The following is a 23,814-nucleotide window of genomic DNA, read 5'->3' on the forward strand; positions in this document are numbered from 1 at the left end:
CGGAGTTGCTGACCCTCTGATGACCCAGAAGAAAGGGCACCTCGTAAATGCGATTGTTGCATGCTGCGGGCAAGACTCGCGCCAGCTTCGATGACCCGAATCTCGTGTCGCATGCCGGGCTGGTGCCCGCGATGCGGCTGGCCGAGCTGGTTGGGCTGGAAAAGCTTGCCGCCCATCATGTTCGGCTCGACGCCGAGGTGGGCGCCAACGCGGGTGTGAAGGTCGGTTCGCTGATCGCGGGGATGATCGCCGGTGCCGATGACATTGACGGGATGGAGCTGCTTCGCCACGGTGCGATCCCGGGCACCTTCGGTGGGATCCGCGCCCCGTCCACGCTGGGGTCGTTTCTGCGTGCGTTTAACCACGGCAATGTGCGCCAGCTGGCCGCGGTGCACCGCCGTGTAGTCGCCGAACTCGCCAAGCATGCCCCGCTGCTGGCCGGTGGCGAAGAGCTGGCGTTCATCGACCTAGATTCGACCCAGAAGCGGGTGTATGGGGCGTGTCATTCCATCTGTGTAAGTCCGGGGTGGTCCATCATCGGACCGCCGTTCGGGCGGACAGAAGGAGTGTTTTGTGACGAAGCTCATGGAGTCGGCGGGCAAGGAGATGTCGGCGGCTCGCCGGCTGGCGGAGACGTTTTCGGCCGAGACCCTGGATTCGCTGATCAAGGACGCGGTGAAATCGGGGACCCCGATCGACGGGGCGGACGGTTTGCTGACCGAGTTGACCAAGGCGGTGCTCGAGCGGGCCTTGCAGACCGAAATGACCCACCATTTGGGGTATGAATCCGGTGACCCGGCCGGCCGCGGGTCGGGCAATTCTCGCAATGGGTCTTCACCGAAGACGGTGACCACGGTCAACGGCCCGGTGGATATCGCGGTGCCGCGCGACCGCAACGGCACTTTTGAGCCGGTGATCGTGCCCAAAAGGGCGCGCCGGCTGGGCAACATCAATTCGGTGGTGCTGTCGCTGTATTCGCGCGGCATGACCACCCGCGATATCGAGGCACATCTGGCCGAGGTGTACGGAGCCAAGGTGTCACGAGAATTGATCTCCAATATCACCGAGGTGGTGGTCGATGAGATCAAGGCCTGGCAATCGCGCCCACTCGATGAGGTCTACCCGATCCTGTATATCGACGGGCTGCGGCTGCGCATCGCCGACAACGGGGTGGTGGGCACCAAGGTGGCCTATCTGGCCATCGGCGTGGACCTCGACGGGCGTAAACACGCCCTGGGCTGCTGGATCCAAGACAGCGAGGGCGCACGGTTTTGGCAGAAGGTCATCATCGACCTGCGCAACCGCGGAGTACGCGACATCCTCATCGCCTGCTGCGACGGGCTGACCGGCTTGCCTGATGCGATCCGCTCGATCTTCCCCGATACCGTGATCCAAACCTCATCTATTAACAATGGATCGGCCGGGATGGTCTCGGCGTTCACCTGCACCACCACGGGCAGGGCCCACGCAAACGCGTCACCTTCGAGGTCCACATGCAGACCTGTCCGCCCGTGGTGGCTGCGGGGCGTGGACCGGCCAGCGAGAGCAGCGCCACCGCTGTGGGCGGTGAGTGCCGAGATGAGGTTCCGGGCAGGCCTCGCGATCGCAGGGTGAACCTTTCACATTGAAAGGGATCCAAGTGCAATGAATCAGAGTACTCTGCAACGGCCGAACAGCTTCTGGTGTGGGATCGACTGGGGCGGGCGCTTCCATCACCTGTGTGTGCTGGATGGCACCGGCCAGCAGCTGCTCAGTCGCAAGGTCGCTCACACCGTCGATGGTCTGGCCGTCCTGGTCGGGTTGATTGCTTCGTTCACCGGTGCGGTCCGGATCGCGATCGAGCGGGCCGAAGGGCTACTGGTCGAATATCTCCAGCACCACTGCGATGCCGAAATTTATTGCGTGTCACCGAAAATCTCGGCGCGAGCACGCGAACGCTATCGGATGGCGGCCGCCAAGTCCGACGAATTCGATGCCTATGTGTTGGCCGATACGTTGCGTCACCAGTATGCCCAGTGGCGGCCGTTGGCCGTTCCGTCGCCGCTTCTAGCGGAGCTGACCGCAGTGAGCCGCGATCGTCAACGCATCCTGGATATGCAGGTGGACACCGAGAATCGACTGCGGTCAATCTTGGATGCCTATCATCCGTGCCCGTTGCACCTGTTTTCTGCACTGGACCGGGACATCACCCTGTCCTTCATCCGCAGCTATCCCACTCCCGTGCAGGCGGGCCGGATCACCGCTGCGCGGATGGGCGCGTTCACGTCCCGGCACGGCTACAGTGGCCGGCACAAACCCGAGACACTTGTCGCCCGGATGCAGCCGCATCTGCTATCGGCGAGCGACGGCACCGTTGCTGGCAAAGCGTTGGCGGCCAAAGCATTCACCGAACAACTGGCTCTACTCAACACCCATTTGCGAGCCCATGACAAACGACTGGGCGAACTGCTTGAGGCGCACCCGGACACCCCGATCTTCACCAGTTTCCCCGGCATCGGACCGGTCACCGCCGCCGTGTTGATCTCCGAAATGGGTGAGGAGCGCAGTCGTTTTCCTTCGGCGCCGTCATTGTTGGCAGAGACCGGCTTGGCTCCGGTCACCAAGGTGTCCGGGCGCACACGTCAGGTTCGCTTCCGCTACGCCGCCAACCGGCGGATGCGGCACGCCATCGACTGGTGGATGTTCGTCGCCGTCCGTGAAGACCTCTGGTCGGCCGACATCTACCAACACGCCCGCGCCGCCGGCCACCCACACCATCGTGCCCTGCGTGGCCTGGGCGCCCGCTGGTGTCGCATCTTGTGGCGCTGCTGGCACGACCACAACCCCTACGACCCGGCCATCCACCACCGCGCCACCGCCGCCTAACAACCCCACCCCGCCCCCGCGCTGAGCAAAGTCAGCCCGCCGCGGCGATCAATCATGCCCACGACCCGAGGTTGACAGCGGGAGTCTGCGTGGTGCATGTTATTCGCAATGCGATGCGGTTCGTGTCGTATAAGGACCGCCGCAAGGTCGCCTCGTCGATGCGGGCCATCTATTCGGCGCCCACCGTAGATGCCGCTGAGCTCGCGCTCAAAGAGTTTGACCGCGATTTCGGTGCGCAATACCCCGGCGCGATCGACGTGTGGCGGGGCGCCTGGCCAGAGTTCATTGCCTTCCTGGATTACCCGGTGGAACTACGCAAGATCGTGTACACGACAAACGCGATCGAGTCCATCAATTTCCAGCTACGCAAAATCACCAAGAACCGCGGACATTTCCCGGACAAGGACTCTGCGATCAAGTTGCTGTACTTGGGGTTGCGCAACATCTCCAGCCACAGAGGAGGCTATTCGGGGACGGGAACCTACAACTGGACTGTGGCGCTTAACACCCTGGCGAAACTGTTCCCTGGACGGATTCCGTTGTGTTAAAATATAACTCGTTGTCAAGTCACCTCAGACTTACACAGAAATCATGACGGGCTCGGGGTGTATGGGCCCGACAAGCAGGGCGCGGCGTTCGGGCATGCCAAGATCGCGTCCAAATCGCTGACCGTGCGCGGGCTTAACGCGCTGATCGCCACCGTGTGTACCCCGCTGGCGGCGCCGGTGATCACCACGACGAGGCTGCGCGGCGGCAACGCCGCCTCTGCCCGCGGCGCAGCCACGCTGGTGGCCGAGGCGATCACCACCGCCCGTGCGGCGGGGATCAGCGGGCTGATCGTGGTGCGCGGCGACTCGGCCTTCTACAGCGGGGCATTCGTGGCGGCCTGCCGCCGCAACGGGGCGCATTTCTCGGTCACCGTGCGCATGGATCCCAAGATCCGCTGCACCATCGCCGACATCGACCAGACCGCCTGGATTCCCATCAACTACCCCAACGCAGTGTTCGATGAGAGCAGCGGGCAATGGATTTCCGACGCCGAAATCGCCGAGATCCCCTACACCGCGTTCACCTCTACCCCAGCGCATGCCACCCACGGGCGGTTGATTGTGCGCCGGGTGCGCGAACGTAACCCGCGCGCCGCCGCCGAAAACCAGGGTGAGCTGTTCGCCGCCTACCGCTATCACGCGGTCTTCACCGACAGCCCATTCGAACTGGTGCAGGCCGAATCCCAGCACCGTGGGCATGCCATCGTCGAACAGGTCTTCGCCGACCTGCTTGACGGGCCGTTGGCCCACCTACCGTCTGGCCGGTTTAACGCCAACGCTGCCTCCTGACTTGGCTCACGTTTGGGGTTCTGGTGAGACTGCCGCGGGCTGACCTGCTGTCTTGGGGCTGGATTCATCAAAATTTGAACACTAAAGCGGGGTCATAAGCTGCGCTGGTGGCCTTCGTACGCACTGTGAAGACAGCGTCTGGGGCAACGGCGGTGCAGATCGTGTGGTCCTGGCGGCGGGGTTCACGTTCGATCGAGCACATCGGCTCGGCGCACGACGAGGTCGAGTTGGCGGCGCTGAAGGCCGCCGCGGCGACACGGTTGGCGGCCGGACAAACCGAGCTGGATCTCGGGCTTTCTGGTGGGCTGGAGCCCGGTACGTTACCGATCGTCTCCTCGCAGATGACCCACCTGTGGGATGCGCTGTACGCTGCCTACCGGGTGCTGGGGTTGGAGTCGGCTACCAAGGGCGACAACGTGTTTCGCGATCTGGTGTTGGCGCGGATCATCGAACCGACCAGTAAGGTCGACGCCGAGAGGGTACTGAACGAAGTCGGCGTTCACCCAGCGTCGTATGCCACGGTCAAACGCCGGTTGGCGACCTATGCCAAACCGTCATGGCGCCAAGCACTGGCCAGCGCATGCGCAGCCCATGCCGGCCTCGGGCCGGCGTCGCTGGTGTTGTTCGACGTGTCCACCCTGTATTTCGAGACCGATGCCGGTGATGGGTTCCGCGAGCCGGGCTTTTCCAAGGAACGTCGCCTGGAACCGCAGATCACTCTCGGGCTGCTCAGCGACGCGGCCGGTTTCGCGCTGACGGTGGCCGCGTTCGAGGGCAACAAGGCCGAGACCGCCACGATGCTGCCGGTGATCAACGCCTTCAAAGCCGCCCATCAACTCAGCGACGTTACCGTCGTCGCCGATGCCGGGATGGTCTCGGAAGCCAACCAGATCGCGCTGCAGACGGCGGGGTTGTCGTTCATCCTGGGCACGAGAATCCCGTTTGTGCCCGACGTCGTGCGCCGTTGGCGCGATGCCCATCTCGACCAAGCCATCCCCGACGGGCAGGTGCTCACCCAGCCGTGGCCGGCTACCAGCGCCGAGAAGGCCCGCGGCATTCCCGATCGAGTGATCCACTACCAATACCGTTACGACCGAGCGCGGCGCACGCTGCGTGGGATCGATGAGCAGGTCGCCAAAGCCCAGCGCGCAGTTGACGGAAAAGCCCCGGTCAAACGCAACCGCTACATCCAGCTGTCCGGCGCGACCAAGTCGGTGAACCGGGAGCTGGAGGCCAAGACCCGGGCGCTGGCGGGCTGGAAGGGCTACACCACCGACCTCACCACCGCATCACCGGAATTCGTCATTGACGCCTACCACCAGCTGTGGCGCATCGAGAAGGCATTCCGCATGTCCAAACACGACCTGCAAGCCCGACCGCTCTACCACCACATCCGCGAGTCCATCGAAGCGCACCTGACCATCGTGTTCGCCGCTCTGGCCGTCACGCACTGGATTGAGCGCCAAACCGGCTGGAGCATCAAGAAATTCGTCCGCACGACCCGCCGCTACCGCACCGCCCAGATCAAAGCCGGCCGACAGATTCTCACCGCCGCCGATCCGCTACCCGAAGAACTCCGCGAAGCCATCGCCCAAATCAGCAGGCGGCCTGAACACTAAATTGAGCCAAGTCGGGGTTGATTGTGCGCCGGGTGCGCGAACGTAACCCGCGCGCCGCCGCCGAAAACCAGGGTGAGCTGTTCGCCGCCTACCGCTATCACGCGGTCTTCACCGACAGCCCATTCGAACTGGTGCAGGCCGAATCCCAGCACCGTGGGCATGCCATCGTCGAACAGGTCTTCGCCGACCTGCTTGACGGGCCGTTGGCCCACCTACCGTCTGGCCGGTTTAACGCCAACGCTGCCTGGCTGCAACTGGCCGCCACCGCCCACGCGCTTACCCGGACCCTGGGCGTGCTGGCCTCGCCCGAGCACACCCTGGCCCGCAGCGCCACCATCCGCACCCAGCTGATCAACGTCGCCGCACGGTCCGCCCGGGCCGGACGCGGCAATATCACCTGGCACCTGCCCCGGCATTGGCCCTGGGAACACGCTTGGCTCAACGCCTTTCACGCCACCCACCGCGCACCACCGGCCCTAGCAGCCTGACACACCCACCGCGCTCTGACATCGCCCACCCAAACCGACCGCCCCGCTCCAAGTGCCCAACCAGAAACAGGACAAGCTGGCAGACGAGGCCAGCAGCTGACGCGCGTCCTCATCCAGCAGCTTCAGCTCAACATTTGACAATCCGGTCGCAAATCGTCACGCCAGTTTCATCGGTGGATTCAGGCTAAGCCTTAGCCATCACTACTGTCGGGTCGCTTTCCACCATTGCTCGTGGGCCGTCGAAAGAGCACCGAGAAGGTAGGCTGGTAATAGGGACTTGTTTCGGCCTTCAGCCAGCTCACGCACCTGTCTGTAAAGACCTCGCATCCCCTGTAGGCCGGCGATCACCATAAAGTAGGCGATCGCAGCCGGTGAGACAAGTGACTCGTCGAGGCCGGACTTGGCCGCATATAGACGCCGCAGTCGGGATGGGTCCGTGGTGATCGTGCGTGGCGGCTGCATCGATTCGACCCATGTGCACCAGCCCAAATCTTCACGCGGATCGCCTATCCGGGCCATCTCCCAGTCGACTGCCAACAGCTGGCCCCACGCGTCGACCATGATGTTGCTGGGCTGAAGCTCTCCATGCACGAGGCGCAGGGGGGCAGGCTCGGGACGGTTGTCCTCGAGCCAGCCGGCCATGTACCGGAACAGCGGGTTGCGTTCGATCTGCTCGTCCTCGGACTGGCGCCATTCTTCGATGCGCCCGTCGATGTAGTCGTCCCAGCTCGCGGGCTGCTCGATCTCTTCCGGTAGCTGGGCGAGGTCCGTCTGGTGGATGCGTGCGGCGAGCTCGGCGAACGCATCCACCGGGTCTGCAACCAATGGCTTTGCTTCGCCGCGGATCTCAGCCAGGAGGGAATGCCCCCGTACCTCCTCTAGGATTATCGTTTTAGTGCCGAGCTCGGAGCCGTCTTCGTCGAAGTACAAGGCACGGGGCATGGGCACGTCGGTCCGCTCGGTAAGCGCGTGGAGCAGTGCCCATTCCCGGGTTCGGTCACTATCGGTCGTGAGATTTGCGTCAACCGGGTCGGCGCGCATGACCAGGTTGAGGCTGAACCCGTCACAGTGAGCAGTGAAGCGAGCCATATGCCGACTGTAGCCACCGGCGATCACCTGGTAGTTGTCGACTTTGACGGTGCCCTGTTGCAGCGTCCGGCGAGCCAGAAAGCGTTCGAGTCGCCGACAGACCTCGTCTGGGTTTTTCATGACCGTCCAGCCAGGGCGAAGGAACCACGGATATCAAACTCGCGGCTAAGCCGCTGTTCGAGCAATTGTTCCACTCGACTCCGGGTAGCGGTGTCGGCTGCCCGACAGTTCTCGATAAGCCGCGACAGAACCTCACTTGCAGCGTCATAGCGCCTCTGCACGTCGCCGACATGCAAGCTTGTCGAGTCCAGGTTCCGCACGCTGGCAATGGCTTCCGCCACCGTATGCGCACCCGGCTGACGATTGGCCACGTAGTTGTCTGCCTCGGCGAGTACGGCCGAGATTTCCTCGTGCATCCAGGCAACTTCGTGGCTGCAGCGATTGGCCACGTTCGCCAGGATCGAGTCACTCATCACCAGGATCCCCTTGGCCTGGACGTCAGTGATGGCTTCGGCGACCATTTCCAGGTGGCCGCGGACCAATTGAACGAGCTGCTCGCACGCCGGACGACTCATCATCGAACTTACCCGTTCCTCTTGATGATGCCCTCAGGCAAGCCACTCACCTCGCGCTCTAGTACGTGAAATGGGAACCAGGCACTCTCGTTCCAGAACGGGTCATCGAGCGGACGCTCGTGGAAGTAGTCATCCTTCGGTCGTACCGCGTCAACCATGATCAACTCCATTCGGAGACCTGGTCGGATGCGAAACGCGAACTAGCGCTCGCCATCCAACTGTGACAGCCCCACAGATCGGGGCAGAATCACCCTAACCTAAATTCGAAAACTAAGCAAGATAGCCTATCTTCTATCGTCCGCGCAGTCGTTCATTCGTGAATATAGCGCCAATTCCGCGCGCAGGGCCGAGAGAACAACAGTCATGCCGACTTGTATCACAACGTTACACATGCTCGGCACACATCGACACTCGAGCAGGCAGCGGGTGGGGCAACTAACAGGCTTGAACCAGGGCGACTTCCGGCTACCGGGGACGCGCTGAGGCGCAGTGCCGGGCCGAACACCATGAGGTGGCGTCCCAGGAGCGGTGTAAAAGTGGCCTGGCGTAGGTCCCGCTCGCTTGCGTTCATGATCCTATGCGGTGGCGCTGGCAGGTTCACTTGGGACCATGCCGGTTTCGGGGTTTGTTTCCGAATTCCTTTGCGGCAGTTCGGTTGGTGGGTCATGCAGCGATCTGCGTAGGTCGGCCAGCAGCCGCAGGCCGGCCGGGGTCATGGTGAATCCGCGCCATCCGGCCGAGGCGCGGTCGAGCACCGCCCACACCAGTTTGAGGCAGGAGTACTCGCCGGGCAGCCTGCCGATGACCTTGACCCGGCGGCGGGTCTCGCCGAAGGTGCGCTCGATGAAGTTCGAATGCCGCACGCGGGTCCAATGCTCGCGCGGAAACCGCAGATAGACCGTCAGCGATTCACGGTCAGCGAGCAGGGCCCGCACCGCCGCCGGGTAAGAGTCGCGCCAGCGCTTGGCGAACACGTCGATCCTGTTCTGGGCGAGTTTGACCGCCTCGATGCCGGGTTCGACGTCCTCAGGCAGGTCGAAGATCGCCCAGTAATCGGCTTTGACGTCGGCCTGCGCATTTTTAGCCACCTTGGCAATGATGTTGCGGGCGCGATGAATTAGGCAGCGCTGCCGCAACGCCGTGCCCATCGTGCGCTCGACCGCACCGATCAACCCGGGCGCGCCGTCGCTGATCACCAGCAGCGGACACGCCAGCCCACGCTCGCCGAGCCCGGACAGGAACCCTTCCCACGCGTCGCCGGACTCCGAGGATGCCGCGTCCAGCCCGACGAACACGGGCTTGCCGTCGGTGTCGATGCCCCAGGCGGCCAGCACCGGCTCGGCCGCGGCGTTTGCGTGATATTTGAAGTGGCTGCCGTCGAGGAACAGGTAATCCAGCTCGACGTCGTCGAGGCGGCGGGCGCTCCATTGTTCGAACTGAGTCTTGATGTCCTCGCAGATCCGCGACACCGTCGACTTCGACACCGCGGCGGCCTCGCCGAGCGCCTCGACCAAAGTGGCCTCCACGTCGCGGACCGACAGGCCGCGCACGAACCCGGCGATCACCAGCGACTCCAGGGCGTTGGTCTTGGTCACTCCCTTGCCGAACAGCTGGGAGGCGAACCGCTCGGTGGTGCCGCGCACCTTCGGCCGGGCCAGCGTTACCGGTCCCGCGGTGGTCTTCACCGTGGTCGGGCAATATCCGTTGCGCATCCCAGCGCGGGCGTCGTCGCAGCTCGCGGCTCGCTGGTAGCGGTCCCGGCCGAGGAACTCGCTCACCTCGGCCTCGATCGCGGTCTGCAGCAGCAATCGGGCGCCGAGCCGGGCTACTTCCTCGATCGCACCCGCCAGGTCCTCGCCGCCAGCGAACACACCATCAATTTCTGCCTGCAACCGCTGCACAGGCGATACCCTCTTCAACACGGACGTGGGCTCCTTCCATCAGACTTGCCGGTCTTCGAGGGAACCTACGTCCGGATTCTTTTACACCGCGGGAGGGACACGACCCACCATGAGCCCCGGGATCTGATGGCCGCAGAGTGCAGCCTAATCTAATTTACGTCAGATTCCGGTTGGTTGGTTCCCGGCATGGCCGGCTACGGCTCACTTACGTCCTTACGTCTCGGACAGTCATCTTTGGCATTCGCACCGGACGAGGGGTGTACACCCCTTGGTTGCGAATTGGCTGAAGTCGGATTAGCCCACACTCCCGGACGCCACCCGACGGCGGGTTGGATGGGTGGCCGTATATCCGGTAGCCGTCGAGAGCCAACTGTGTCGGCACAGCTCTCATCGCTGATCGTCTCCACGCCGGTATCGCCTCGCCAGTGCGCGGCCGCTCGATCTTGATGACCTCGGCGCCGAGATCGCCGAGTAGGCTGTTGGTCTGGTCGCTGGTGGGCAACAGCGGGCACTCCTGCACCCGCGCGCCCCTCAACAGTTTGCTCACACGTCTTAACATTCCGTCCGGCGTTACACCCAAGAACCGGCAATTCTAAGCTACTTCTGATTAGATACAAACTTACTATGGGTGTTTCAAGGTTTCGTCCGCCCTGGCTCGCGCTGAATCTAGATCAAAATTCGCATAGAATCAGCACAGATCTGGCGTTCGCAACGTATGGGAGCCTGAGGTTCACTGATGGGTAATAAGCGAGCGCGGCCCCGCAAAAAGGGCGTGGAGACCCGGGCGCGCATTCTGGATGGGGCCGCGCTGACGTTCCGCAATAAGGGGTATGCCGGCACTCGGCTGTCTGATGTCGCGGCCGCCGCAAACACCCAAGCGGGCAGCTTATACTACCACTTTCCGTCGCGTGAAGAACTTGTCGAGGAAGTGCTGCGCGTCGGTCAGGAACGCACCAGCGGCTTTGTCAGACGACGCGTCGCCGCCCTTCCCGACGATGCATCGGATCTCGACCGGCTGCGCGAGGCGATCTCGGCGCACCTGGACGCGGTTCTAGAGATTGGTGACTATACCGCCGCAACGATCAGGATCATCGGCCAAGTGCCCGACGAAATCCGCACACGCCGAATTCACGAACAGCGGGAATACGGTGACTTTTGGCGTTCGCTGGTGGACAACGCCCAGGCATCGAGCCAATTTCGCGCCGATCTCAACAGTTCGGCCGTGCGGATGCTGCTGCTCGGCGCAATCAACTCGGTGCCGGAGTGGTTTCGGCCCCGCGCTGATGGAATGTCCTCTAACGAGCTCAAAGCACACTGCGATTCGCTGTTCCTCGACGGCCTGGCGGTGCGTCGGCAAGCGACCTGGTCGATCAACAACAACCTCGCCGCCATCGCCGTCGCCGAAGAGAAGTTCCTCCGCAGAGGCCGCGAGGACGACACCAAAGCTGAGGGCGCCCAGCGAATCCTCGATGCCGCCGCCAAAGTTTTCCGGGAAATGGGCTACGCTGGCACCCGGCTGGCCGACGTGGCCAATGCTGCGGGTATCCAGACTGGCAGCATATACTACTACTTCAAGTCGCGTGAGCACCTGGTGAGCGAGATGGTGCTGGTCGCTTGGAAGGGCACCAACGATCTGGCCCACCTCAGCGTCGACGCCCTGCCCGCCGAGGCCACAGCGCTGGACCGGTTCTCCACGGCGTTGACCGCCCACCTCTTGTCGGTGCTGCGCAACACCATGTACAGCTCGGCGCTTGTGCGCATTCTGGGTCAAATCCCTGACAGCGTGCGGGAGCAGACGGTCAACTATCAGCGGGCCTATCTGGAGTACTTGCGCGACCTCATCGAGGACGCCATCGCCTCCGGTGAAGTCAGAGCCGACATCGACCCGTCGGTCACCATCATGCTTATCACCGGCGCTTTGAGCTGGTCCGTCGAGTGGTATCGGCCCGACGGCGCGTTGAGCCCCGAAGACCTGGCGCGCCAGGTCGCCACCCTCGTTTTCAACGGGGTCAGCAAGATCCCCGCCGAACCACGCAGCCTGCAAAGCTCGGCTCAGCCCACGGTGGCGTCCCAGGAGCGGTGTAAAAGTGGCCTGACGTAGGCTCCGCTCATCTGCATTCATGATGCTATGCGATCGTCCTGACAGGTTGGGTTGGCGCCACGCTTGTTTCGGTGTGGGTTTCCGGATTCCTTTGTGGGAGTTCAGTCGGTGGGTCGTGCAGTGTGCGCCGTAGGTCGGCCAGCAGCCGCAGCCCGGCCGGGGTCATGGTGAATCCGCGCCATCCGGCTGAGGCGCGATCAAGCACCGCCCACACCAGTTTGAGGCAGGAGTGCTCACCGGGCAGCCGGCCGATCACCTTGACCCGGCGCCGTGTCTCGCCGACAGTGCGCTCGATGAAGTTCGAATGCCGCACCCGTGGCCAATGCGCGCGCGGAAATCGCAGATAGACCGTTAGCGAGCCGCGGTCATCGAGCAGGCAACGCACCGCGCCCGGGTAGCAGTCGCGCCAGCGCTTGGCGAACGCGTCGATCCTGTTCTGGGCGAGTTTGACCGCATCCAGGCCGGGTTCGATGTTGTCGGGCAGATCGAAAATCGCCCAATAGTCGGCCTTGACCTCGGCAGCCGCGTGCCTGGGTATTTTTGCTAAAAGGTTGCCGGCGCGATGAATAAGGCAGCGCTGCCGCAGCGCCGCGCCCATGGTGCGCTCGACCGCGCCGATCAACCCCGGTGCGCCGTCGGAGATCACCAGCAGCGGACAGGCCAGGCCGCGCTCGCCGAGCCCGGTGAGGAAACCTTCCCAAGCGTCGCCGGACTCGCTGGCAGCCACATCCAGCCCGACGAACACCGGTTTGCCGTCGGTGTCGATGCCCCAGGCGGCCAGCACCGGCTCCGCCGCGGCGTGGGCGTGGTACTTGAAATGGCTGCCGTCGAGGAACAGGTACTCCAATTCGATGCCGTCAAGACGGCGCCTACTTCAGGCCTGGAACTGCTCGCGGATGTCTTCGCAGATCCGCGACACCGTCGACTTGGACACCGCGGCGGCCTCGCCGAGCGCCTCGAGCAGGGTAGCCTCCACCTCACGGACCGACAACCCGCGCACGAACCCGGCGATCACCAGCGCCTCCAACGCATTGGTCTTGCTCACCCCCGTGCCGAACAGCTGGGAGGCGAACCGCTCGGTGGTGCCACGCACCTTCGGCCGCTCCAACGTGATGGGCCCTGCGGTGGTCTTCACCGTGGTCGGGCAATAGCCGTTGCGCATCCCGGCACGGGCGTCCTCGCAGGTCACGGCCCGCTGGTAGCGGTCGCGGCCCAAAAACGCGGTCACCTCGGCCTCGATCGCGGTCTGCAACAGCACCCGTGCACCCAGCCGAGCCACCTCCTCAATCGCACCCGCCAGATCCTCTCCACCGGCGAACACCCCATCAATTTCTGCCTGCAACCGCTGCGCAGGCGATAACCTCTTCGACACGGACGTAGGCTCCTTCCCTCAGACTTGCTCGTCTTCGACGCAACCTACGTCCGAACCCTTTTACACCGCCGCAGGGACACCACCCAGCCCACCCCATCGACATTCGGCCGCCAAAGCTCGAGCGCCGGTAACCCGCCGTAACGACAGTGGGCGCCGCTACAGACCCCGGTCGCGGCCGATAATGTCTTTCATGAATCTCGGTGGTGCCGTTAGCCGTGCTCTGCGCGTGGCGCGGAATCGGTGACCGCGCCGGTCACAGCAGCTCCGCAATGGTCGCGTCGGCTTGGCCGCCGCCTTCGCACATGGTCTGCAGGCCGTAACGAATCCCGTTGTCCCTCATGTGGTAGACCATCGTGGTCATGATGCGCGCGCCCGAGGCGCCCAACGGGTGACCGAGCGCAATAGCCCCCCGAGGGGGTTGAGGTTGTTCGCATCAGCACCGAGATCGGCCAGCCAGGCCAGCGTGACCGGCGCGAAGACCTCACTGACTTCGAAGACGCCGATCTCACCGATGGCCAAACCCGAGCGCTTCAGTGCCTTCTGTGGGGCTGGAATGGGCGCGGTCAGCATGATCACCGGATCGGTTGCAGCCACCACCGCCGTGTGCACCCTGGCGATCGGCGTGCATCGCAGCTCTTTGGCTTTCTGCGCCGACATCAACAGCAGCGCCGCCGAAGCATCAGAGATCTGCGAGGAGTTGCCCGCGTGGATCACGCCGTTGTCGGTGAATACCGGCGCGAGCTGGGCCATCTTCTCCAGCGACGAGCCCCGCCGGATCCCCTCGTCGGTTGCCACCACAGTGCCCTCGGCATCGGTGATGGGCACGATCTGATCGTCAAACGCGCCGCAATCCTGCGCGGCGGCGGCCTTTTCGTGCGATTGGAGTGAAAACTCGTCGAGTGTGGTGCGGTCGAAGCCCCCACCGCTCGGCGATCATCTCTGTACCGATGCCCTGATTGGGCTGCACACCGTAGCGCACCGTGAACCCGTCCGGGAAGGATCCCCGCCGCCGACGGTGGTGGTGGTGCCGATCGGCATCCGCGACATGGATTCCATACCGCCGGCAATGACCACGTCGTAGTGGCCGGCCACCACATGTTGACCGTCTCTTTGGATGGCGACCACGGGGTGGCCATTCTTCATTGAGTCTGCCGATGTGACGGTCGGTGTGGCGGCGGGGTTGATCTTGTTCGTGTGCACCGTCAGTGTGACGAGGAACTGATGGGTGCGCGGCACCCCGCTGAAGTCTTGGTCGGCTTGCGGGGTGCCGCGCTGTAGTGCTCGGAGGCACCGATGGTGACGGTAGAGGCTGATGTTGTCCGCGTCGAGTCCCGGTTGGCGGCTGGGGAGATCGCGTGTCCGGCATGCGGGGACGGGGTGCTGGGTGGCTGGGGGTATGCCCGGGCCCGTCAGATCGAGGGACTGCGTGATGTGGTGCGGCCGCGGCGGGCGAGATGCCGAGTGTGCATGGTGACCCACGTGTTGTTGCCGGTGACTGTGTTGTTGCGTAGAGCGTATGCAGCGGAACGGATTTGGGCCGCGTTGATAGCTCGTGCTCAGGGGTTGGGGCATCGCCGGATCGCCGCGGATGTGGGGGTGCCGGCGGCGACGGTGCGGGGTTGGCTGCGCCGGGCGGCGCAGCGGCTGGAGGTGATCCGGTCGTGGTTTATCGGTGTCGCGGTGGCCGCCGGGGTGGACGTGGTGATCCCGGATGGGACGGGTTGTGCGTGGCGGGATGCGTTGGCCGCGGTGGCGACCGCGACCGTGGCGATCCGGTTCCGCTTCGGTGCGGGTGGGTTGCTGGGCGCGGTGACGCCAGATCGGGTAGCGGTCGCGGCCAGTGGTGGTCGGCTGCTGGCACCGCGCTGGTCGCCACCGCGGCGCTGAGGCTGCGCAACACGAATCGCCCCTGACGCGTAAGCGGCGTGATCGGTGATCCTCACCAAGGCACCTGCGCGGCAACGGTTTCGGGCAGGGCCTTCGATTGGAGAGGAAAACCGAGAAGATGTCGTTGGAGGAGCACAAGCGCCGCGAGCGAGCCCAAGCAATCGGGTTGTTCCGCTATCAGCTGATCTGTCCGGCCCTAGATGCGGGGTTATCGACCAAGCAGCGCGGCAAGCTGGTGCGCCAGATCGCCGCCGGTACCCATAGCGACCCATTCGGCAATCAGGTGCGGATCTCGCGGGAGACGCTGGACCGTTGGATCCGCCGCTACCGGTCCGGCGGGTTCGAGGCGCTGGTGCCCGCGCCGCGCCGGCTGGCCGCGCGTACCGACGCGCAGGTGCTGGAGCTGGCCGCGTCGCTCAAGCGGGAGAATCCGACCCGCACCGCCACACAGGTGGCTCGGATCCTGCGCACCGCGACCGGGTGGGCGCCCTCGGAGTCCACCTTGCTACGCCATTTTCACCGGCTGGAGTTGATGGGCCCGGCCACCGGCGAGCTACCCGGGGTGTTCGGCCGGTTCGAGGCCGCCGACCCCAATGAGCTGTGGTGCGGCGATGCTCTGCACGGCCCGCGGGTTGGCGACCGCAAGACCTACCTTTTCGCCTTCATCGACGATCACTCTCGGTTGTTGGCCGGCTACCGGTTTGGCTTCGCCGAAGACACCGTGCGCTTGGCCGCAGCGTTGCGCCCCGCACTGGCTGCCCACGGGGTGCCTGGCTCGGTCTATGTCGATAACGGCTCGGCGTTTTGTGACGCCTGGTTGTTGCGGGCATGTGCGAAACTCGGGGTGCGCCTTGTTCATTCCCAACCAGGTCGGCCTCAAGGTCGGGGCAAGATCGAACGATTCTTTCGCACCGTACGCGAACAATTCCTGGTGGAGGTGACTGACACCAGCACCGAAGACCTCGCTGCCGCCGGGGTCGATCACGCCACCGCGTTGTTGGAGCTTAACCGGCTGTTCGTCGCCTGGGTGGAAACCGAATATCACCGCCGCACCCATACCGAGACCGGGCAAAGCCCGCTGGATCGGTGGGAGGCCGGCTGGGACCGGCTCGGGCGGACCCCGGCCATGCCGACCGCCGATGATTTGACCGAGGCGTTTTTGTGGTCCGAATACCGCGTGGTGACCAAGACCGCCACCGTGTCGCTGCACGCTAACACCTACCAGGTCGACGCGGCCCTGGTTGGGCGCAAGGTGGAGCTGGTGTTCTCCCCATTCGACCTGGAAACCGTCGAAGTCCGCTACCGCGACAAGAGTTTCGGCAAAGCCCTGCCGCACAGCATCTCTCGCCACACCCACCCCAAGGCCAAACCGGAAACACCCGAGCTCGAGCCGCCGGCAGCGACGGGGATCGACTATTTGGCGCTGACCGCCGCCGCTCACCACGAGCAGCTACGCCGCGACGAACGCATCGGCTATCACGCCCTCTACGGCCAGGACAGCGAGATTGCCGGCCAGCTATCCCTCGACGACCTTGCACCCAGCGGCGACGCCGATCACGATGGTGAGGTGTCGGCGTGAGTATCCAACGGCTGCAATCACATTGGGGATTCACCCGGATGCCGTTCGGACGTGACCTGGCGCCAGCCATGCTGCACCGCCATAGCGGCCACGGTGAGGCGGTCGCCCGCATCACCTGGTGTGTGGACCAGCGTGCGATCGGAGTGATCACCGGCGAGGTCGGCGCGGGCAAGACCGTGGCCGTGCGGGCGGCCACCGCCAACCTGGATCCGTCTCGGCACGTGTTCATCTACCTGGCCAACCCCACCATCGGGGTGCGCGGCATGCTCACCCACATCGTGGCCGCGCTCGGGCACACCCCCGCCTATCACAAATCAGCCCTGGCCCCCCAAGCCGCCGAGGCGCTGGCCACCGAACACGCCGAACGGGGCCGCAATCCCGTGCTGGTCGTCGATGAGGCCCACCTACTCGATAACCACCAGCTCGAAGCGATCCGGCTCTTGACCAACCACGAGATGGACAGTGGATCCCCGTTCGCCGTCGTGCTCATCGGCCAACCCAGCCTGCGCCACCGGCTCCGGCTCGGGGTGCTCGCCGCGTTAGATCAGCGCATCGCAGTCCGCTACACCATCGCCGGGATGAACGGCGCCGACACCGCCGACTACATCCGCCATCACTGCAAAATCGCCGGACGCTCCGACACCCTCTTCTCCGAGGACGCCATCGGGCTGATCCACAACGCCTCCCGCGGTCACCCCCGCGCGGTCAACAACCTGGCCCTGCACGCGCTGACCGCCGCGTTCGCCGCCGATCACGCCATCGTCGACGAAAAGGCCGCTCGCATCGCGATCAGCGAAACCGCCGCGGACTGAACCTGATTCACGTCAACACGACCAGCACCGCATCAACCCGACCAGCACTCCGTCACCACGCCCACCACGGCCCCGCTCACCACACCGAGCGGGGCCGTTCTCATCATCGGATCGTCGTCAACATCGATGACGCCCTCATCGTCATCTTCAGCGACGCGCAACACCACACCGGCGGCAGCGAAGTGCACCGACTGCTGACTGGACCCGCATTGGCGGTCGACGGTGACACCGGCCACAGTCTCCGCCCACCCCGCCGCCAGCCGCCGCCGTTCGCGCGATATCGAGAGCCTGATCGCCGGCCTGCATCACGCACCCCCAGATCACGTCATCGACGACCGCGGGATCGATACCGACCCGATTAACCAGCGCGTTGGGCACCTGTACCGACAGCTCCGCAAGGTGTATCACCGACAAGCCGGGACTGTACAAAGAACGGTGTAACTGCTGAGAAGTAGGAGGCACCTGTGACTGATGTGGTTAGTAATCAAGATAGTCCTGTGGACCTGGATGCGGCGCCGCCGGCGCAGCCGCTGTTGAGTGAGGCCAGCAACGATGAGTTGGTGCGGCTGTTGGCCGAGCGGGCCCGCGCGCAGGGCCTGAAGCTGGCCGGTGAAGGTGGCCTGCTGTCCCATTTGACCAAGCGCGTGGTCGAGTCGGCGCTGGAGGGCGAGCTCGACGATCACCTGGGCTACGGCAAGCACGATCCGGTCGGGCGCGGCAGCGGCAATTCCCGCAATGGCAGCCGGGCCAAAACGGTGGTGACCGAGGCGGGTCCGGTGGATATCGAAGTGCCGCGGGATCGGGCCGGCTCGTTTGAGCCGCAGATCGTCAAGAAGCGCCAGCGGCGGCTGAGCGGCGTGGAGGATCTGGTGATTTCATTGAGCGCCAAGGGTTTAACGCACGGTGAGATCAGCGCGCACCTGGCCGAGGTGTATGGGGCGGCTGTGTCCAAACAGACCATCTCCACGATCACCGACCGGGTGCTCGAAGGCATGGCCGAGTGGCAAAGCCGCCCCTTGGATCCGGTGTATCCGGTGATCTTCATCGATGCGGTCAACGTCAAGATTCGTGATGGCAATGTCGCCGACCGGCCAATCTATCTGGCGCTGGCCGTCACCGTCGAGGGCACCCGCGACATCCTCGGATTATGGGCCGGTGAGCACGGCGACGGGGAGGGATATGGAACGAGCACAGGTTCGTTTCCCCGGATTGGCGCTGCTGCCTGAGGTTTTCCGGTCTACGGGCGTGTCGCTGATGTTCCAGGTGTAAGCCCGCGAGTTAAGGTACTGCCTTGAAACCCTAGGTGCGAGGAAGGTACGCGGTGGGAGACGGGCGGCTGCGGGTGATCACCGGCGAGGTCGCGGCGGTCGTGGAGACGCGAGATCCGCAGCGGTTTCAGGCCGAATGCGTGGAGGCGTTCGTGGCGTCGTGGACCGCGCGCGGGTTCGCCGAATCGACGATCACCAACGACGTCGGTGTGTTGGAGCGGATGCTGGTGGCGCTGGGGCGCCCGGCGTGGGAGGTGACCGCTGAGGACGTCGACCGGGTGGTGGGCGAGCTCGCCAGTTCGGGTCGGGCGGTGTCGACGCGACGCAATTATCTGCAGGTGTTCAAGGGCTTTCACCGGTTCCTTGAGGTCCGCAAGGCCGCGGAGATCGAGGCGGCGTTCGGGGTCCGGCTGGCCTGTCCATTGGACGAGTTCAACGCCGCCCGCCATGTCAGCGACGACTCGCCGAGCACGGAGGCGCCGCCGACGGCGGAGCGGGTGGGCGCGTTCTTCGAGTTCCTGAAGGGTCGGATTGCGACTGCCCGCAAGTATGCGCCGGCCGCGCGGGATTATGCGCTGTTCCGCACGCTGTATCACGCCGGGCTGCGGTCGGAAGAAGTGGTGATGCTCGACTGCTCGGATGTGCATTTTGGGCGCGGCACGTTCGGCAAGCTGCATGTGCGGTTCGGTAAGGGCGCCAAGGGCTCCGGGCCGCGGCCGCGTTGGGTGCCGATGTTAGACGGGCTGGATCTGGTGTTGCGCTGGTATCTCGACGATGTGCGCGGCCGGTTCCCGGACAGTCCGGTGTTGCTGTGTGATGAGTCCGGCGGCCCAATGGCCGCGGCCACCATCCGCAACCGGTTGCGGCATTTGATGAGAGTGGAAGGCCGGCCTGAAGGTGAGTGGTTCAGCCCGCATGGGATGCGCCGTGCCTGTGCGACCCACAACTATGAGCGAGGCGTGGATCTCGTTGCCATTCAACAGCTTTTAGGACACTGGACGGTCGCGTCGACCATGCGGTATGTGCGCCCGTCGGAGACCTTCATCGAAGACGCCTATCAGCGTGCGATCTCGGCGACGCTGAGCGAACTGACCGGGCAGGAGTGAGTATGCAGATCAGGTGGAAACTTCGGATGGCCGCCGCCCAGCGGGAGGTGTGGACCGGCGCCCAACTGCAACGGCTGCTGGCGGAGAAGGCTGGATTGGAGCTGTCTTCGGCGTCGGTGTCGGCGTTGTTCACCAAACAGCCCAGTCAGATCAAGCTGTCCACCTTGATCGCGTTGTGCACCGCACTGGAATGCTCGCCCAATGACCTGTTTGACATCGATACCACCCCTGTCACACAACAGATTTCACCGAAGCCGGCCAAGGTCGCGGTCAACGACGCGCCAGCGTCGCGGCGGGGCCGGTCGATGCCGCCGATCTAGCATGACCCGCCGGGTCCGGGACTGCCGGTGCTGTGGTCGCGCGGTCGGCAAACCAGAGCGTGACCTTTGTGCTCGTTGCCACTGGGCGCGGTGTCACGCACCGATCAAACACCGCTGCCCGCGCTGCGGTGTGTTGCGGGTTCTGGGGCCGGACACCGGATGCTGCGCGCGCTGTTCGCGCACCTGCCGGATCTGCAATGCGCCAGTGCTGTTCGTCGACCGCGACCTCTGCGGGCAGTGCGCTCGGCGGCAACGCTTGGACGCCAACCGAGCCGAGTGTCCACGCTGCGGAAAACGCCGGATCCTGCGACCCACCACCGGCTGGTGTGGCTCCTGCTCACATCCGGGCCGGCCACCGAATCCGGATGCGGCCTGTGTCGACTGCGGACGGGTCACTCGACTGACCGGGGCGGGACGGTGCCAAAGATGTTGGGCCCGCTCGCCGCATCGAATCCCAGTCCGAGCGGCTAATCTTGCGGCGACACTCGAGAATCCACCCGACTGGCTCGGCGACTTCGCCGCCTATCTCATCGGACGCCACCATCCCGACCGCGCCTGCGCCATGCTGACCCGGCTCGGCACACGATTGGCCGACAACCACCCGGTGCATCCGCAGGCCCTGCTGGAATCCGTGGCCACTGACGTTCCGCTCGCGCGGGCCCTGGAGGACTTCCTCACCGCCCGTCAACTGGCGTTACCGACCGATCGCGAGGAACGCCGCGCCGCCACCCGCCGCCAATCCCGTATCGACGCGGTGCCCCCACCCCTGCGCCAGGCGGTGGCCGGGTTTGCCGAGCACCTGGTCGCCAGCCGCGATCGTGCCCGCCGCACCGGCACCCACCCGCGCGGGCATCCCACGCTCGAGGCCCGGCTTGGGGCCGTGCGTGACTTCGCTCAGTTCTTGTCCATGGCGCGCGGCAAAACTGACTGGGCCACCATTGAGGTCGGCGACATCGAAGCCTTCCTGCACGCTCATCCCAGCCGGCGTGCCTTCTACCTGACCGGGCTGCGCCAGTTCTGCCGCTACGGTCTGCGCCGCCGGCTAATGCTCATCAACCCCACGAAAGGCTTGACTGCGCCGCAGACCATGGCATTCCGCGGCCCGACGCTGCCTGTCGACCGGCAACGCGAACTGTTCCAGCGGTGGAGCACAGACCCCGAGGTGCACCCGCACGAGGCGTTCGTCGGGCTGGCCGCCCTGCTGCACGGCGCCACCACACAAGAACTGCAGCACCTCACCGATGCGGACATCGACAACAACCGCCGCCGGATCCGGCTGGGTCGCCGACCACAACCCACCCCATTGGACCCGTGGACCTGGACCGCACTGCATCGCTGCCTCGACCACCGGAAGGTGCTGGGCGGCAACAATTCCCACCTGTTGGTCACCATGCAGACCAAAGCCACCCGGGCGCCGGCCTCCGACGGCTACATCAAGAACACCCTGCGCGCGGTCGGCATCCAGCCCCGGATCCTGCGCTCGACACGGCTGGTAGACCTCGTCGGCACGGTCGACGCGAAACTCGTCGCCGCTGCCTACGGCATGCACCACGAAGCTGTCGTCGCCTACCTCGCAGACCACGTTGACACCGCCCGTCTGCCGAACTCGTGATACTTCAGGCGCCACCTCGCACACCTTCGCGCGAACCCGTGCGCTTTCGCACGGTTTTGGCAGAAGGTCATCATCGACCTGCGCAACCGCGGAGTACGCGACATCCTCATCGCCTGCTGCGACGGGCTGACCGGCTTGCCTGATGCGATCCGCTCGATCTTCCCCGATACCGTGATCCAAACCTCATCTATTAACAATGGATCGGCCGGGATGGTCTCGGCGTTCACCTGCACCACCACGGGCAGGGCCCACGCAAACGCGTCACCTTCGAGGTCCACATGCAGACCTGTCCGCCCGTGGTGGCTGCGGGGCGTGGACCGGCCAGCGAGAGCAGCGCCACCGCTGTGGGCGGTGAGTGCCGAGATGAGGTTCCGGGCAGGCCTCGCGATCGCAGGGTGAACCTTTCACATTGAAAGGGATCCAAGTGCAATGAATCAGAGTACTCTGCAACGGCCGAACAGCTTCTGGTGTGGGATCGACTGGGGCGGGCGCTTCCATCACCTGTGTGTGCTGGATGGCACCGGCCAGCAGCTGCTCAGTCGCAAGGTCGCTCACACCGTCGATGGTCTGGCCGTCCTGGTCGGGTTGATTGCTTCGTTCACCGGTGCGGTCCGGATCGCGATCGAGCGGGCCGAAGGGCTACTGGTCGAATATCTCCAGCACCACTGCGATGCCGAAATTTATTGCGTGTCACCGAAAATCTCGGCGCGAGCACGCGAACGCTATCGGATGGCGGCCGCCAAGTCCGACGAATTCGATGCCTATGTGTTGGCCGATACGTTGCGTCACCAGTATGCCCAGTGGCGGCCGTTGGCCGTTCCGTCGCCGCTTCTAGCGGAGCTGACCGCAGTGAGCCGCGATCGTCAACGCATCCTGGATATGCAGGTGGACACCGAGAATCGACTGCGGTCAATCTTGGATGCCTATCATCCGTGCCCGTTGCACCTGTTTTCTGCACTGGACCGGGACATCACCCTGTCCTTCATCCGCAGCTATCCCACTCCCGTGCAGGCGGGCCGGATCACCGCTGCGCGGATGGGCGCGTTCACGTCCCGGCACGGCTACAGTGGCCGGCACAAACCCGAGACACTTGTCGCCCGGATGCAGCCGCATCTGCTATCGGCGAGCGACGGCACCGTTGCTGGCAAAGCGTTGGCGGCCAAAGCATTCACCGAACAACTGGCTCTACTCAACACCCATTTGCGAGCCCATGACAAACGACTGGGCGAACTGCTCGAGGCGCACCCGGACACCCCGATCTTCACCAGTTTCCCCGGCATCGGACCGGTCACCGCCGCCGTGTTGATCTCCGAAATGGGTGAGGAGCGCAGTCGTTTTCCTTCGGCGCCGTCATTGTTGGCAGAGACCGGCTTGGCTCCGGTCACCAAGGTGTCCGGGCGCACACGTCAGGTTCGCTTCCGCTACGCCGCCAACCGGCGGATGCGGCACGCCATCGACTGGTGGATGTTCGTCGCCGTCCGTGAAGACCTCTGATCGGCCGACATCTACCAACACGCCCGCGCCGCCGGCCACCCACACCATCGTGCCCTGCGTGGCCTGGGCGCCCGCTGGTGTCGCATCTTGTGGCGCTGCTGGCACGACCACAACCCCTACGACCCGGCCATCCACCACCGCGCCACCGCCGCCTAACAACCCCACCCCGCCCCCGCGCTGAGCAAAGTCAGCCCGCCGCGGCGATCAATCATGCCCACGACCCGAGGTTGACAGCGGGAGTCTGTGTGGTGCATGTTATTCGCAATGCGATGCGGTTCGTGTCGTATAAGGACCGCCGCAAGGTCGCCTCGTCGATGCGGGCCATCTATCCCGAAGTTCCCCCCTTCTGAGAGGGGGCTGATTTCCTTTCTGCTTTGTGAGCAGGTGTT

Annotated in this window: 14 protein-coding genes and 11 pseudogenes; 18 read left to right on the top strand and 7 right to left on the bottom strand. The window is 64.5% G+C overall.

Features of this window, described 5'->3' with window-relative positions:
- Positions 1–47: 47 nt before the first annotated feature.
- The 7 genes and pseudogenes from MHEC_RS25200 to MHEC_RS13430 form a co-directional block, all read left to right on the top strand.
- Positions 48–497: pseudogene (locus MHEC_RS25200) on the top strand (IS1380 family transposase); the annotation flags it as partial.
- 127 nt (positions 498–624) lie between these two features.
- Positions 625–1,410, top strand: a pseudogene (locus tag MHEC_RS13405) (IS256 family transposase); the annotation flags it as partial.
- Positions 1,411–1,644: 234 nt separating this feature from the next.
- Positions 1,645–2,865: an IS110 family RNA-guided transposase gene (locus tag MHEC_RS13410; protein ID WP_201399541.1), complete on the top strand. Its 1,221-nt coding sequence runs from the start codon at positions 1,645–1,647 to the stop codon at positions 2,863–2,865.
- 83 nt (positions 2,866–2,948) lie between these two features.
- Positions 2,949–3,413 (top strand): annotated as a pseudogene (locus tag MHEC_RS13415) (transposase); the annotation flags it as partial.
- Between the two features lie 552 nt (positions 3,414–3,965).
- Positions 3,966–4,196, top strand: a pseudogene (locus MHEC_RS25205) (IS1380 family transposase); the annotation flags it as partial.
- Positions 4,197–4,309: 113 nt separating this feature from the next.
- Positions 4,310–5,821, top strand: a complete 1,512-nt coding sequence (locus MHEC_RS13425; RefSeq protein WP_462113465.1) for an IS1634 family transposase — start codon at positions 4,310–4,312, stop codon at positions 5,819–5,821.
- Between the two features lie 17 nt (positions 5,822–5,838).
- Positions 5,839–6,309: pseudogene (locus MHEC_RS13430) on the top strand (transposase); the annotation flags it as partial.
- A 201-nt stretch (positions 6,310–6,510) separates the two neighbouring features.
- On the opposite strand, the gene MHEC_RS13435 reads toward MHEC_RS13430, so the two are convergent.
- The 4 genes from MHEC_RS13435 to MHEC_RS25035 all read right to left on the bottom strand — a co-directional run bounded on the left by MHEC_RS13435 (position 6,511) and on the right by MHEC_RS25035 (position 10,433).
- Positions 6,511–7,518 carry a phosphotransferase family protein gene (locus MHEC_RS13435; protein ID WP_048893875.1) on the bottom strand — a complete coding sequence of 336 codons (1,008 nt, stop codon included), beginning with the start codon at positions 7,516–7,518 and terminating at the stop codon, positions 6,511–6,513.
- Positions 7,515–7,976, bottom strand: a complete 462-nt coding sequence (locus MHEC_RS13440) for a hypothetical protein (RefSeq protein WP_201399543.1) — start codon at positions 7,974–7,976, stop codon at positions 7,515–7,517. Before MHEC_RS13440 ends, MHEC_RS13435 begins: the two co-directional genes overlap by 4 nt.
- 572 nt (positions 7,977–8,548) lie before the next feature.
- A complete protein-coding gene (locus tag MHEC_RS13445) occupies positions 8,549–9,895 on the bottom strand; it encodes an IS256 family transposase (protein ID WP_081235376.1) in 1,347 nt (448 codons plus the stop codon).
- 184 nt (positions 9,896–10,079) lie between these two features.
- Positions 10,080–10,433, bottom strand: a complete 354-nt coding sequence (locus tag MHEC_RS25035; RefSeq protein ID WP_235435025.1) for a CoA transferase — start codon at positions 10,431–10,433, stop codon at positions 10,080–10,082.
- A gap of 177 nt (positions 10,434–10,610) precedes the next feature.
- On the opposite strand from MHEC_RS25035, the gene MHEC_RS13455 reads away from it, so the two are divergent.
- Complete coding sequence (locus MHEC_RS13455; protein ID WP_235435024.1) at positions 10,611–11,975, top strand: TetR family transcriptional regulator; 1,365 nt, start codon at positions 10,611–10,613, stop codon at positions 11,973–11,975.
- A gap of 25 nt (positions 11,976–12,000) precedes the next feature.
- Here MHEC_RS13455 and MHEC_RS13460 read toward each other — a convergent pair.
- Positions 12,001–13,347, bottom strand: a pseudogene (locus tag MHEC_RS13460) (IS256 family transposase).
- 253 nt (positions 13,348–13,600) lie between these two features.
- Positions 13,601–14,442, bottom strand: a pseudogene (locus MHEC_RS13470) (thiolase family protein); the annotation flags it as partial.
- Positions 14,443–14,640: 198 nt separating this feature from the next.
- Between MHEC_RS13470 and MHEC_RS13475 the strand changes: the two are divergent.
- The 3 genes from MHEC_RS13475 to MHEC_RS13485 all read left to right on the top strand — a co-directional run bounded on the left by MHEC_RS13475 (position 14,641) and on the right by MHEC_RS13485 (position 17,625).
- On the top strand, positions 14,641–15,234 hold the full coding sequence (locus MHEC_RS13475; RefSeq protein WP_099869214.1) for a hypothetical protein: 594 nt from the start codon (positions 14,641–14,643) through the stop codon (positions 15,232–15,234).
- Between the two features lie 118 nt (positions 15,235–15,352).
- Positions 15,353–16,813 (top strand): DDE-type integrase/transposase/recombinase, encoded by a 1,461-nt coding sequence (locus MHEC_RS13480; RefSeq protein WP_099869216.1) that lies wholly within the window; start codon positions 15,353–15,355, stop codon positions 16,811–16,813.
- A gap of 38 nt (positions 16,814–16,851) precedes the next feature.
- Positions 16,852–17,625 carry an ExeA family protein gene (locus MHEC_RS13485; RefSeq protein WP_235434982.1) on the top strand — a complete coding sequence of 258 codons (774 nt, stop codon included), beginning with the start codon at positions 16,852–16,854 and terminating at the stop codon, positions 17,623–17,625.
- A 161-nt stretch (positions 17,626–17,786) separates the two neighbouring features.
- On the opposite strand, the pseudogene MHEC_RS13490 reads toward MHEC_RS13485, so the two are convergent.
- Positions 17,787–18,087 (bottom strand): annotated as a pseudogene (locus tag MHEC_RS13490) (thiolase family protein); the annotation flags it as partial.
- Positions 18,088–18,155: 68 nt separating this feature from the next.
- Here MHEC_RS13490 and MHEC_RS13495 point away from each other — a divergent pair.
- The 7 genes and pseudogenes from MHEC_RS13495 to MHEC_RS25210 all read left to right on the top strand — a co-directional run.
- Positions 18,156–18,815 (top strand): annotated as a pseudogene (locus MHEC_RS13495) (IS256 family transposase); the annotation flags it as partial.
- A gap of 131 nt (positions 18,816–18,946) precedes the next feature.
- On the top strand, positions 18,947–19,999 hold the full coding sequence (locus MHEC_RS13500; RefSeq protein ID WP_048893879.1) for a tyrosine-type recombinase/integrase: 1,053 nt from the start codon (positions 18,947–18,949) through the stop codon (positions 19,997–19,999).
- Between the two features lie 2 nt (positions 20,000–20,001).
- Entirely contained in the window at positions 20,002–20,319 is a 318-nt protein-coding gene (locus tag MHEC_RS13505; RefSeq protein WP_048893880.1) for a helix-turn-helix domain-containing protein, read from the top strand.
- A gap of 562 nt (positions 20,320–20,881) precedes the next feature.
- A complete protein-coding gene (locus MHEC_RS13510) occupies positions 20,882–21,931 on the top strand; it encodes a site-specific integrase (RefSeq protein WP_236591493.1) in 1,050 nt (349 codons plus the stop codon).
- A gap of 48 nt (positions 21,932–21,979) precedes the next feature.
- A pseudogene (locus MHEC_RS24285) lies at positions 21,980–22,126 on the top strand (transposase); the annotation flags it as partial.
- Between the two features lie 234 nt (positions 22,127–22,360).
- Complete coding sequence (locus MHEC_RS13520) at positions 22,361–23,425, top strand: IS110 family RNA-guided transposase (RefSeq protein WP_236591494.1); 1,065 nt, start codon at positions 22,361–22,363, stop codon at positions 23,423–23,425.
- Positions 23,426–23,646: 221 nt separating this feature from the next.
- A pseudogene (locus MHEC_RS25210) lies at positions 23,647–23,754 on the top strand (transposase); the annotation flags it as partial.
- Between the last annotated feature and the right edge of the window lie 60 nt (positions 23,755–23,814).

This window comes from Mycobacterium heckeshornense, from assembly GCF_016592155.1.
Taxonomy (GTDB): domain Bacteria; phylum Actinomycetota; class Actinomycetes; order Mycobacteriales; family Mycobacteriaceae; genus Mycobacterium; species Mycobacterium heckeshornense.